13 protein-coding genes are annotated in these 12,724 nt (G+C 38.7%); 6 read left to right on the top strand and 7 right to left on the bottom strand.

Annotated features, from left to right (window positions below):
• Positions 1 to 9 precede the first annotated feature (9 nt).
• Positions 10 to 969 carry a ribose-phosphate diphosphokinase gene (locus ABKA15_RS05170; protein WP_152907018.1) on the bottom strand — a complete coding sequence of 320 codons (960 nt, stop codon included), beginning with the start codon at positions 967 to 969 and terminating at the stop codon, positions 10 to 12.
• A gap of 83 nt (positions 970 to 1,052) precedes the next feature.
• Positions 1,053 to 1,613 (bottom strand): CYTH domain-containing protein, encoded by a 561-nt coding sequence (locus ABKA15_RS05165; protein WP_049512213.1) that lies wholly within the window; start codon positions 1,611 to 1,613, stop codon positions 1,053 to 1,055.
• Positions 1,614 to 1,708: 95 nt separating this feature from the next.
• On the opposite strand from ABKA15_RS05165, the gene ABKA15_RS05160 reads away from it, so the two are divergent.
• The 5 genes from ABKA15_RS05160 (at position 1,709) to mutY (ending at position 6,293) form a co-directional block, all read left to right on the top strand.
• Positions 1,709 to 2,380: a GTP pyrophosphokinase family protein gene (locus tag ABKA15_RS05160; protein WP_049512214.1), complete on the top strand. Its 672-nt coding sequence runs from the start codon at positions 1,709 to 1,711 to the stop codon at positions 2,378 to 2,380.
• A complete protein-coding gene (locus ABKA15_RS05155; RefSeq protein ID WP_049512216.1) occupies positions 2,364 to 3,182 on the top strand; it encodes an NAD kinase in 819 nt (272 codons plus the stop codon). The genes ABKA15_RS05160 and ABKA15_RS05155 overlap by 17 nt, the downstream gene beginning before the upstream one ends.
• Positions 3,179 to 4,069, top strand: coding sequence for an RluA family pseudouridine synthase (locus ABKA15_RS05150; protein WP_049512218.1), 891 nt, complete (start codon positions 3,179 to 3,181; stop codon positions 4,067 to 4,069). Before ABKA15_RS05155 ends, ABKA15_RS05150 begins: the two co-directional genes overlap by 4 nt.
• 10 nt (positions 4,070 to 4,079) lie before the next feature.
• Complete coding sequence (gene pta, locus ABKA15_RS05145; RefSeq protein WP_049512219.1) at positions 4,080 to 5,057, top strand: phosphate acetyltransferase; 978 nt, start codon at positions 4,080 to 4,082, stop codon at positions 5,055 to 5,057.
• 66 nt (positions 5,058 to 5,123) lie between these two features.
• Entirely contained in the window at positions 5,124 to 6,293 is a 1,170-nt protein-coding gene (mutY, locus tag ABKA15_RS05140; RefSeq protein WP_049512220.1) for an A/G-specific adenine glycosylase, read from the top strand.
• Between the two features lie 114 nt (positions 6,294 to 6,407).
• Here mutY and ABKA15_RS05135 read toward each other — a convergent pair whose 3' ends face one another.
• The 5 genes from ABKA15_RS05135 to ABKA15_RS05115 all read right to left on the bottom strand — a co-directional run bounded on the left by ABKA15_RS05135 (position 6,408) and on the right by ABKA15_RS05115 (position 10,832).
• Positions 6,408 to 6,755 carry a thiol reductase thioredoxin gene (locus ABKA15_RS05135; RefSeq protein WP_049512222.1) on the bottom strand — a complete coding sequence of 116 codons (348 nt, stop codon included), beginning with the start codon at positions 6,753 to 6,755 and terminating at the stop codon, positions 6,408 to 6,410.
• Positions 6,756 to 7,146: 391 nt separating this feature from the next.
• A complete protein-coding gene (locus ABKA15_RS05130) occupies positions 7,147 to 8,865 on the bottom strand; it encodes a phospho-sugar mutase (protein WP_049512224.1) in 1,719 nt (572 codons plus the stop codon).
• Between the two features lie 179 nt (positions 8,866 to 9,044).
• A complete protein-coding gene (locus ABKA15_RS05125) occupies positions 9,045 to 9,608 on the bottom strand; it encodes an ECF transporter S component (protein ID WP_049512226.1) in 564 nt (187 codons plus the stop codon).
• Positions 9,592 to 10,143 carry a phosphopantothenoylcysteine decarboxylase gene (gene coaC / locus ABKA15_RS05120; RefSeq protein WP_049512227.1) on the bottom strand — a complete coding sequence of 184 codons (552 nt, stop codon included), beginning with the start codon at positions 10,141 to 10,143 and terminating at the stop codon, positions 9,592 to 9,594. Before coaC ends, ABKA15_RS05125 begins: the two co-directional genes overlap by 17 nt.
• Complete coding sequence (locus ABKA15_RS05115) at positions 10,140 to 10,832, bottom strand: phosphopantothenate--cysteine ligase (protein ID WP_049512229.1); 693 nt, start codon at positions 10,830 to 10,832, stop codon at positions 10,140 to 10,142. Before ABKA15_RS05115 ends, coaC begins: the two co-directional genes overlap by 4 nt.
• A 137-nt stretch (positions 10,833 to 10,969) precedes the next feature.
• Between ABKA15_RS05115 and ABKA15_RS05110 the strand changes: the two genes are divergently transcribed.
• Positions 10,970 to 12,640, top strand: a complete 1,671-nt coding sequence (locus ABKA15_RS05110; RefSeq protein ID WP_350015316.1) for a formate--tetrahydrofolate ligase — start codon at positions 10,970 to 10,972, stop codon at positions 12,638 to 12,640.
• Positions 12,641 to 12,724 lie beyond the last annotated feature (84 nt).

The raw sequence follows: 12,724 nt of genomic DNA, 5'->3' as shown, positions 1-12,724 counted from the left end.
GATTTCTCCTTATTTCTTTTTATTGTAAGCAAAGAGAGGACTAACTGGTTTTCTTTTATGAATACGAACGATTGCATCTCCGATTAGCTCACTTGCAGTAATGTATTGAACATTTTTCGGAGTTTTTTCTTTGGTTGCCACTGAGTCGGTTACTAGAATTTCTTTGATTGGGGCATTGTCTAACTTTTCAGCAGCTCCCTCAACAAATAAACCATGACTAGAAACTGCATAAATCTCTGTTGCACCTTCACGTTCAACGATTTTTGAAGCTTCCGCAAAGGTACGTCCGGTATTTAAAATATCATCAATGAGAATAGCTTTTTTGCCAGCAACATCTCCGATAATATATCCTTCGTTACGATGAGAATCGTCTTGTGCATAGTCAATAATCGCAATTGGAGCATCTAAATGTTCTGCTAAGCTTCTAGCACGTTTAACACCAGAGTTTTTGGGACTGACCACAACTATATCCTCGCCAGACAAGCCTTTTTCGCAGTAATGTTTGGCAAAAAGAGGAACGGTGTAAAGATTATCAACAGGGATATCAAAGAAGCCTTGAACTTGGACGGCATGTAAATCTAGGGTTAGAACACGATCAACTCCTGCCTTTACTAGCATATTCGCTACGAGCTTGGCTGTAATTGGTTCGCGAGGAGCGGCTGTACGGTCTTGACGAGCATAGCCAAAATATGGCATCACAACATTGACAGAATTAGCGCTGGCACGATTGCAAGCATCCACCATGATGAGAAGTTCCATCAAATGATTATTGACAGGAAAACTTGTTGATTGAATGATAAATACATCAAAGCCACGCACACTTTCCTCGATGTTTACTTGGATTTCTCCGTCTGAAAATTGACGTGATGAAAGTTTCCCAAGAGGCACACCAGCAGCTTTAGCGATTTTTTTGGCAATATCGTGATTGGAATTTAGTGCAAACAACTTCATCTGTGATTTATCCGTCAGTATATCCATCATAACTTATTAAGACTCCTTTTGATTTCTACACTTCATTTTATCAAAAAATAAGTAAAATTTCAGCTTTTTATTCATAAGTTTTGAGCAAATCTTGCAACTTTAGGTTTTGCATATTTATAATGGATATGATGAGCTTGTAAAAAGTAGTCAAATTGTTCTTTACCCATTTCAGCATCTGTCACTTCTAGCTCTAATTCGTAGTCTGTTTTGTCAAAATAATGATTCTCATCAAGTGCCATTAAGCCAATAGTGGTTTCTTTTTCATAGCGAATAGTTGTTAAGCTCCCCAGCACCTTTAGTTCATCGAGATTGATAGCAGCGTGAGTCAGCAGTATGCGTATTTCTCCTTTAGGTAGCACACATGTATTGATGAGTGTGTGACACTCTTCTAAAGTGAGAGATTGATTGTATTCCATATTACCGACCTGCTGCGGAATTTTTAAAGTTAATTCGGCACGAGTTTCAAAAGTACGAATCCGAAGTGCCATTTTTGCATCTCGAATTGAAAAGTCGGCTGTGTCAATATAGTAGTTTATCTGCTTGGTAGCTTTTATCTTTGAAAACAGTGGTAACAGCTGTTGGTACTCATTTTTTGTCAGAAGCGTTTTGTATTCAATTTCCAAATGATCCATTTTCCAATCCTTTTCTTTTGTTTGAAAGCGATTTATGTTATAATAAGTATTGTGTTTATTTTATAAAAAATTAAGTAAAATGACAAGGTGAGTGTATGCAATTAGAGTGGGAAGAGTTTCTGGATCCTTATATTCAAGCGGTTGGTGAATTAAAGATCAAACTGCGTGGGATTCGTAAACAGTATCGAAAACAAAAAAAACATTCTCCGATTGAATTTGTAACGGGGCGTGTAAAACCGATAGAAAGCATCAAAGAAAAAATGGCTTTGCGTGGGATTAAAGAAGAAAATCTGGCGCAAGATATGCAAGATATAGCTGGTTTGCGCGTAATGGTCCAATTTGTGGATGATGTAGAAGAAGTTTTGGATGTTTTGCGAAAACGTCATGATATGCGGATTATTCAAGAGAGAGACTATATTAAAAATCGTAAAGCTAGTGGTTATCGCAGTTACCATGTTATTATTGAATACCCCGTTGATACCATCAATGGGAGCAAAACGATTTTAGCAGAAATTCAAATTCGTACTCTGTCCATGAATTTTTGGGCAACAATTGAACATTCTCTGAATTATAAGTATAAAGGAGAATTTCCAGATGAGATTAAGAAACGTTTGGAAATTACAGCAAAAATCGCCTATCAATTGGACGAAGAAATGGGGAAGATTCGTGATGATATTCAAGAAGCGCAAGCTTTATTTGACCCAATCAGTCGCAAATTGAATGATGGCGTAGGAAATAGTGACGATACAGATGAAGAATACAGGTAAAAGAATAGGGATTATCAGTAATCGCAGACGGCAAAGTCAAGAAATTTGTCGCCAATTGAAACAGAAACTAAAACAAAATCACTTTATTTTGAATGATAATAATCCTGATATTGTCATTTCCATTGGTGGCGACGGTATGCTTTTGTCAGCATTTCACAAATATGAAGATCAGCTAGACAAAGTTCGCTTTGTTGGTGTTCACACAGGACATTTGGGCTTTTATACAGATTATCGAGATTTTGAGTTGGACAAACTAATTGATAATTTAAAATTAGATACAGGCGCAAAGGTGTCTTATCCGATTTTGAATGTGAAAATTTTCCACGGAAATAATGAGATTTGTATAAAACGTGCGTTGAACGAGGCGACGGTCAAGCGTTCTGGACGAACAATGGTCGCTGATATCATTATCAATCAAGTGCATTTTGAGCGCTTTCGTGGTGATGGTATTTCAGTATCAACTCCAACAGGAAGTACAGCTTACAATAAATCGTTAGGCGGAGCTGTTCTGCATCCAACCATTGAAGCTCTTCAGATTGCAGAAGTTGCAAGCTTGAACAATCGTGTGTTTCGGACCTTGGGCTCCTCAATTATCGTTCCTAAGAAAGATAAAATTGAAATCGTGCCGACTTGGAATGACCGACATGCAATTTCGATTGATAATCAAAATTTTATGATAAACAATATTTCTAAAATTGAATTTCAAATTGATCAACATAAGATTAACTTTCTTGCTACACCGAGTCATACTAGTTTTTGGAATCGTGTCAAAGATGCCTTTATTGGCGAGGTGGAGGAATGAGGTTTGAATTTACTGCAGATGAGCATGTGAAAGTCAAAACATTTCTAAAAAAACATGAAATTTCCAAAAGTTTGCTTGCAAAAATAAAGTTTTCTGGTGGGGATATTCAGGTGAATGGCAAAAAGCAAAATGCCATTTATTTGTTAGATATTGGTGACAAAGTTGCCGTTGATATTCCTGCAGAAGAAGGTTTTGGCAGCTTGCAAGCTGTAGAGAAAGATTTAGAAATTGTCTACGAAGATGAACATTTTCTGATTTTGAACAAGCCGGCAGGCGTAGCCAGTATTCCTAGCATGAATCATTCCAATACAATGGCTAATTTTGTGAAGGCTTATTACATTGCAAATCATTATGAAAATCAGCAGATTCATATTGTGACTCGTTTAGACCGTGATACGAGTGGTCTGATGTTGTTTGCAAAGCACGGTTATGCTCATGCAAGATTGGACAAGCAGTTGCAAAAGAAAGTCATTGAGAAGCATTATTATGCTTTGGTCAAGGGTTCGCCACCGTTAAAGCCAGAAGGAGATATTATTGCTCCCATAGCGCGTGAAGATAGTAGTATCATTACTCGCTGTGTGGCAAGAAATGGAAAATATGCTCATACGAGTTATAAAGTTTTAGCGCAGTATGATGACATTTATCTCGTGGATATTCACCTTCATACAGGACGGACACACCAGATTAGGGTTCATTTTTCTTATATTGGTTTTCCGCTCTTGGGAGATGATTTATATGGTGGGAGCATGACTGACGGAATAACGCGGCAAGCGCTTCATTGTCATTCATTGCGTTTTTACAATCCATTCCATGAGGAAGTTGTGAATAAATCAAGTCCTCTTCCGAAAGATTTTCAAACAGTCATTCAAAAATTAAGCAATAAGTAAGGAGTAAAACATGAAAATTTTTGAAACAATTCGTGAAACATTGCAAGGCAAAGAAGTGAAGATTGTCTTACCAGAAGGTGAAGAACCACGTATTCTTCAAGCTACTAAACGTTTGGTAAGGGAAACAAGTATCACACCTGTTTTATTGGGGAATCCTGAAAAAATTCGTATTTATCTTGAAATTGAAGGTGTGACAGAAGGTTATGAAGTCATTGATCCTCAAAATTATTCATGCTTTGAAGAAATGGTTGCAGCTTTTGTAGAACGCCGTAAAGGAAAAATCACAGAAGACGAAGCGCGTAAATTATTGAAAGAGGACGTTAATTATTTTGGTGTCATGCTTGTTTATCTTGGTAAAGTACAAGGTATGGTTTCTGGTGCGATTCATTCTACAGCAAGCACGGTTCGTCCAGCTCTTCAAATTATCAAAACACTTCCTTGGGTTTCTCGCACATCTGGTGCCTTTCTCATGGTTCGCGGTGATGAACGCTATGTTTTCAGTGATTGTGCAATCAATATTGACCCAGATGCTAAAACATTAGCAGAAATTGCTATTAACTCTGCCTTGACCGCGCAAATCTTTGACATTGACCCTAAAGTGGCGATGCTGAGTTATTCAACTAAAGGTTCTGGATTTGGTGAAAAGGTTGATAAAGTCGTCGAAGCAACGAAACTTGCGCAAGAAATGCGACCAGATTTAGCTATTGACGGAGAGTTACAGTTTGATGCAGCTTTTGTGCCTAAAACGGCAGAATTAAAAGCTCCAGGCAGCAATGTAGCTGGTCAAGCGACTGTCTTTGTATTTCCTGGTATTGAAGCTGGAAACATCAGCTATAAAATGGCAGAGCGTCTCGGTGGCTTTTCAGCAGTCGGTCCTATTTTGCAAGGATTGAATCATCCAGTAAACGACCTTTCACGTGGATGCAATGCTGATGATGTCTATAAATTGACATTGATTACTGCCAGCCAAGCAGTTGGTCATTATTAGAAAGCCAAGACAGAATCCAGAATTCAAGTTCTGGGTTCTCTTTTTATTTTGTGATATACTAAAGTTATGTTAGATTTGAAAAAATATGGAATTGAGATGTGGGAGGATGAAAAAATTGCCTCCTTTCGTCAAAAATTATTAGCTTGGTATGATGAGAATAAACGTGATTTGCCTTGGCGGAGAAGCAGTAATCCTTATCATATCTGGATTTCAGAAATTATGCTTCAGCAAACACGGGTAGATACGGTTATTCCTTACTATGAGCGCTTTTTAGCCTGGTTTCCGACAATCAAAGATTTAGCAATGGCTTCAGAAGAACGTTTGCTTAAAGCTTGGGAGGGGCTAGGTTACTACTCGCGAGTACGCAATATGCAACAGGCTGCTCAGCAGATTATGACAGATTTTAGTGGCGAGTTTCCTCACACTTACGAGGAGATTTCTAGTCTGAAAGGAATTGGTCCTTATACAGCAGGAGCTATTGCAAGTATTGCTTTTGGCTTGCCTGAGCCAGCGGTTGATGGGAATGTTATGCGGGTCCTGAGCCGTTTATTTGAGGTGAATTTGGATATTGGTGTCCCTGCTAACCGAAAGGTTTTTCAAGCGATGATGGAAATTCTGATTGACCCCCAAAGACCGGGAGATTTCAACCAAGCTTTGATGGATTTGGGCTCAGATATTGAAGCACCTATCAACCCTAGACCTGATGACAGTCCAGTAAGGGAATTTAGCGCTGCTTACTTACATGGAACAATGGATAGATACCCTATCAAAGCTCCTAAGAAAAAACCAGTTCCAGTTTATTTGTATGGTTTGATTATCCAGAATAATCAAGGAGAATTTCTTTTAGAGAAAAAAGAAACAAGCAGTCTTTTGTCAGGATTTTGGCACTTTCCTTTGATTGAAGTGGAAGAATTTCCGGACGGTGAACAGTTATCCTTTTTTGAAGTGGCAGAAAATCAAGTTGCATTTGAATTATCTCCGCAAGAAAGCTTTGAGCAGGATTATGATGTGGTAGTGAATTGGCAGGAGCAAGCTTTTCCGACAATTCAACATGTGTTCAGTCATCGCAAGTGGCAGATTCGTTTGCTTTACGGTCGAGTAGCAAATGTGACAAAAAATCAAAAAGAGGAACAAGTTCTGTGGCTGGATCCTGAAGACTTTACCGACTATCCGTTTGCGAAACCTCAGCAGAAAATGTGGCAAACTTTTCAAGAAGGCAAATTAAAAGGAAATTAATGCTAAGAGGCAGGGATAATCTGTTCCCTGCCTCGCTTTGTGATTGTAAAAGCCACTGCCTAGTTGGTTTATAATATGCTGTGAAGTTGGTGATTCTATCTCAGCTTCATTTTTTTATAAGTTAGCGAATGACTTGATTTCCTCAGCTGTCATAGAAGAGTCACAACGGACAGCTACTTGGCCATTCTCTATGTGTAGGAAACCTGGTACAGTTGGGATTCCGTATTCGGAACGGAAAGCTTGGAGCTCTTCCAGTTCACTAGGTTCCTCACTATTGATAAAGAAAATATGTGCTTGGGTTTCAGCGACAACACTAGCTAGCGTAGTGGCGAATTTACGACAGTAAGGGCACGTTTTACGCCCAATGAAAAAAGTTGCGTTTTCTTTATTTGCAATGGCTTGTCGAGCACGTTCTGCAGTCGTGACTTCTAAATCTTTGATATCTTGCGTAAAATTATCCATAAAAAAACCTCATTTCTTTTGCTCATTCTAGTATGCCACAAATAGGAAAATAATGCAGAGATTTGAAATGAAATGTAAAATATTGAAAGAGAAGTAAAACAGAACTAGAAACTGAAAATTTTAATTGTCATCCTTTTATCTCAAGACTCCGGTATAAGATGTTCCCCAGCTATTTTGTATAGTCTCCCCTGTAACGTTGAGCAAATGTTAAAAAGCGAAAAGACCTTGAGACCTACTTCGAAAGCTCTGTCTGCCATCTTAAAGCAGCATTTGAGCAATTATCTGTCATTTGTTACAAGACAATTTCGAGTCTGAGACACTCTTGTCCCAGACTCGAAGTTTGAATATTGTAGAAGTTAGACTGAGAAATCAAAGCCTTCTTACTTTTTGCTTATTTTACAAAATCATTGATTTCTGCTTCAATTTTTGCAATTTTTGCTTGAGCATCTTGGCTAGAATTTCCGACAACAGCAATGTAGAATTTGATTTTTGGTTCAGTTCCTGAAGGACGTACAGCAATCCATGAACCATCAGTAAGTGTGTATTTTAATACATCGCTTGGTGGAGTTGTTAATTTCGTTACATTGCCGTCAGAATCGATAGCGGTTTGTGCTTTGAAATCTTCTGTGACGGCAATAGCAGTAGCGTTAAATTCTTTTGGTGCATTGTCACGAAACTTGCTCATAATAGCTTTGATTTGTTCAGCGCCATCAACACCAGACAAAGTAACTGAAATCGTCTTTTCAGCATAATAACCATATTCTTTGTAGATTTCTTCAATTCCGTCTGCAAGAGTTAAGCCGCGAGAACGGTAGTAGGCAGCTAATTCTGCAACAACTAATACAGCTTGGATAGCATCTTTGTCACGTACAAATGGTTTAATCAAGTAGCCAAAGCTTTCTTCAAAGCCCATCATGTAAGTGTGATTGTGTTTTTCTTCAAATTCTTGAATCTTTTCGGCGATAAATTTGAAACCAGTTAAGACATTGAACATGGTTGCGCCGTAGCTTTCAGCAATCTTGGTCACAAGATCGGTAGACACAATGGATTTGCAAAGTGCTGCATTGGCAGGAAGTGTTCCAGCAGTCTTGTGCGCTTCAAGGATATACTTAGCCATAATCGCACCGATTTGATTTCCTGAAAGATTGCGGTAGCTACCGTCTTTTTGGAGAACTTCAACACCCACACGGTCAGCATCTGGGTCCGTTGCGACAAGAACATCCGCACCAACTTTACGTCCCAATTCTTCAGCAAGAGCGAAAGCAGCTTGGTTTTCTGGATTTGGTGATTTGACAGTGGAGAAGTCTGGATCTGGCACGCATTGAGCTTCAACAACCTGAACAGAATCAAAACCAGCTTGGGCAAATGCTCGACGTGCTAACATTTCACCTGTACCGTGAAGCGGAGTGTAGACGATTTTCATGTCTTTTCCATATTCATCAATCAATTGTTGATTGATATTCACGTCTTTTACTTCTTTAAGGTATTCAGTATCAATGTTTTCACCGATGATTTCAATCAATCCAGATGCTTTTTCGGCTTCAACATCAGCTACTTCAATAGTAAATGGATTTTCAATGGCACGAATATAAGCTGTTAGAGCATCAGCATCATGAGGCGGCATTTGACCACCATCTTCGCCATAAACTTTATAGCCATTAAATGGAGCAGGGTTGTGGCTAGCAGTAATCATAATTCCAGCAAAAGTTCCTAAATGGCGAACTGCAAATGAAAGTTCTGGTGTTGGACGGAGACTTTCAAATACATAAGATTTAATGCCATGTTTTGCTAAAACAGCAGCAGATTCAAAGGCGAATTCTGGTGAGAAGTGGCGAGAGTCGTAAGCGATAGCGACACCGCGTTTTTTGAAATCTTCGCCTTTTTCGTCAATCAAACGTGCTAAACCTTCAGTTGCCTGACGAACAACATAAATATTGATACGATTCGTACCAGCACCTATCAGACCACGCATACCAGCAGTACCAAATTCAAGATTAGTATAAAATGCATCTTCTTTTGTTTTTTCATCCATTGAATCCAATTCTTTACGAAGATAGTCTGGAAGTTCTGCAAAATCAAGCCATTTTTTGAAATTTTCTTGGTAAGTCATTACGAAATCTCCTTTTTAAAATAGGAAAGCTTATGAAAAATCAGTGAAAACAGGAGATATCATTGCTTATTTAATAAAGGAACGAGCATATCCATTTTTCTCAATTTTTCAGCTTTCTGCATTTGTTTAACCGTTTTCATTATAGCATTTTTTCATAAAAAAATCACGTTTTCACGTGATTATTTTCTAACTTTTTCAAGTGCTGGGATAATGGTAACTGTCAAAACCGCAGAAATAATCATTTCAGCAATAGAATTGGTTGAAATGACAGAGGCAAGCAGCAACTGAATGTTTCCGTTATACACTTTGGAGAATAGCAGGAAAATCCCTCCTAAAACAAATATGGTATTTGTCAACGAACCGACTGTTCCAGCTAAGATAAGTCCGGTCTTATTTTGAAGATATTTATAAACAAAATAAGGAGTGACTCCGATTAAGATTCGCGGAACGAGGGCAATGAGGAGCGAATAAATATTCCCATTAGGTACAAACGGGCTAAACAAGTAACTGGTTGGCAAGAGAACAAGTGTGTTCGTAACCAGACTAATAATACCCATTAGCGCCCCTAAAATAGCACCTACCTTTGGTCCATATAAAATACTTGCAATAATAACGGGAATGTGGACAATCGTTGGTTTGATCGGAACAGGGAATAGGTTAAATATTACTGAACTCAATAGATGAATGACGAGCATAATCGCAAAAAAGATAGCAATTTGAGCAATATTAGATTGTTTCTTCATAAATCATTTCCTTTACTTTTTTTATAATTGTTTCTATATCAGCAAGTGCGCCGATTCCTTTGTCACCACAGGCGAGGACGGTTTCTCTAGGCTGAATGATTTGCCAGCCATATTTTTCTAATTTAGATAGATTTTCTTGAGTGATTGGATTTTCATACATTTTTGTATTCATAGCGGGAGCCAGCACTTTTTTAGCTATTGATGGCAGAGCAAGTGCGGTACTGGTTATCATATTGTCTGCAAAGCCATTGGCTAATTTAGCGATTGTATTGGCAGAAGCAGGTGCAACTAAGAAAAGATCCGTTTGCTTGGCAATTTCAATATGATTGACCTTGTTTGGCGCAGGCTCGTCCATGACGTCTGTATGTACTAAATTTTTCGACAATACTTGCAAAGTCAGTGGTGTAATGAAATTTATAGCTGCTTGAGACATGAGAACAGTTACATTTAGATCGTCTTTTGTCAATTGACTGACCAAGTCGGCAGCTTTATATGCAGCGATACTTCCTGTAACAGCTAGTGTAATATGTTTCATAGATTGTCCTTTGTGTGAATGTGTGTTACGAGTTGTTGAGCGATTTCCTCTTTGGTGCTGGCTTCTATGACAGAATTTTCTTTGACTAAGTAAGCATGATGTTGATTATTGGAAATATCATACAAGTCATTTGCCACAATTATTTCTGCTTTGTTTTTTATGAAACTAGCACGAGCAACTGACAGTAGTTCTTCCTTAGAAACATCAACTAAGAGTTTAAAACCAATTAGACGGATATCGGGATTCCATTTTTTTACTTGGCTGATAATTTTTGGAGTTTGCTTGAGAAAGAGTACTTGATATTCATCTTTTGATGAAATCTTGCCTTGATGATTGGTCTTGTTTAAAAATTCTGTTAAATCCTGTGAAGCAGTAATTTGATCAAAACCTGTCATGTAAATAGGCGTATAGTCAGAGACGGCCATTGAATGAATCAAAACATCATGAGTCTTGACCAAAGACTGCATTGTTTCTAGCAAATCCTGAACATTTTCAATGATTTGAATGGTTAAATTCGGATGAGCAGTAGGTTTGACAGCACTCTGTGTAGTGATTAAGGTGACCTGATCACCTTGTGTTAAAAAACTCTCTACAATAAGAGCACCAAGTCTTCCTGTTGAGTGATTCGTAATAGAACGAACTTGATCAATTTTTTCGCTTGTTCCGCCAGAAGTAATCAATAGTTTCATAACTAAATTTTACACAAAAAAACTTAATTCGTAAATAGGAAAGACTTTCCCGAACGTTTTTGAGAAGTTTAGCTTTGAAAGTGTTTGTTTTCTTTATTTTTTGGTATAATAATCCTATCAAAACTGGAGGATTCCAAATGAAAACGGATATAGAAATTGCTCAGAGTGTTGACTTGCAGCCGATTGCTGATGTAGTGAAGAAAGTTGAAATTGATTACGACGATTTGGAGCTTTACGGTAAATACAAGGCTAAATTGTCTTTTAATAAGATTCAGGAATTACAAAAGAATCCAGTTGGTAAGCTGATTCTGGTAACAGCCATCAACCCAACACCGGCCGGCGAAGGAAAATCGACTATTACCATTGGTTTAGCAGACGCTCTCAACAAAATAGGCAAGAAAACCATGATTGCGATTCGTGAACCATCTCTTGGACCAGTAATGGGAATCAAAGGCGGAGCCGCTGGAGGTGGTTATGCACAGGTTCTACCAATGGAAGACATCAATTTGCATTTCACGGGAGATATGCATGCGATTACCACTGCCAACAATGCCCTTTCTGCTTTAATTGATAATCATTTACATCAAGGAAATGCTCTAGGAATTGACCAACGTCGCATTATCTGGAAGCGCGTGGTAGATCTGAATGACCGTGCTTTGCGGCATGTGACCGTCGGTCTGGGCAGTCCGGTTAATGGAATTCCGCGGGAAGATGGTTTTGATATTACGGTTGCATCTGAAATCATGGCTATTCTCTGTTTAGCGACAAGTATTGAAGACTTGAAAGAACGTCTAGCTAATATCGTTATTGGTTATCGTTATGATCGGACGCCTGTTTATGTTCGAGATTTGGAAGTAGAAGGGGCTCTTGCTCTCATCTTGAAAGACGCTATAAAGCCCAATCTAGTACAGACTATTTATGGAACCCCTGCCTTTGTTCACGGTGGACCGTTTGCCAATATTGCTCACGGCTGTAATTCCGTTTTGGCAACGACAACAGCTTTGCATTTGGCGGACTACACGGTGACTGAAGCTGGATTTGGTGCGGATCTAGGGGCTGAAAAATTCCTAGATATCAAAACACCCAATCTTCCGACTGCTCCAGATGTAGTGGTTATTGTTGCAACTCTCAGAGCATTGAAAATGAACGGTGGTGTAGCCAAGGATGCCTTGACCGAAGAAAATGTAGAAGCAGTGCGGGCTGGATTTGCCAACCTCAAACGTCATGTGGAAAATATCCGTAAATTTGGCATTCCAGCTGTTGTAGCAATTAATGAGTTTGTTTCTGATACAGAAGCTGAAATTGCTGAGCTGAAAGTACTTTGTGCTCAAATTGATGTACCTGTGGAATTAGCTAGTGTCTGGGCAGATGGTGCTGACGGTGGATTAGCTCTTGCGGAAGTTGTGGTCAAAACGATTGAAACGAGACCTGCCAAATACACTCGACTCTATGATAATAATCTGACAGTTGAAGAAAAAATTGAGAAAATTGTCAAGGAAATCTATCGTGGAACAAAAGTCAATTTTGAAAAGAAAGCCAAAACTCAAATTTCTCAAATTGTCAAGAATGGCTGGGATAAGTTGCCAATTTGTATGGCCAAGACCCAATACAGTTTTTCAGATAATCCAACGCTTCTGGGAGCGCCAGAAGATTTTGAAATCACTATCCGTGAAGTCGTTCCAAAACTAGGTGCAAGCTTTATTGTAGCCTTGACCGGTGATGTTATGACTATGCCCGGTCTGCCAAAACGCCCAGCAGCCCTCAATATGGACGTAGCAGCAGACGGAACTGCTATTGGACTATTTTAAAACGAAAAAGGTTCAAGAGAGCCTTTTCTTTTTGAATTTGGTAAAATATACATGGTGATATACTTCATTTTTATGAAAGTAATA

Source organism: Streptococcus sp. KHUD_010 (assembly GCF_040207525.1).
In the GTDB taxonomy this organism is placed as follows: Bacteria; Bacillota; Bacilli; order Lactobacillales; family Streptococcaceae; genus Streptococcus; species Streptococcus hominis.
Note: the sequence above shows the minus strand (reverse complement) of the source record. Positions and strands in the feature narration are given on the sequence as shown.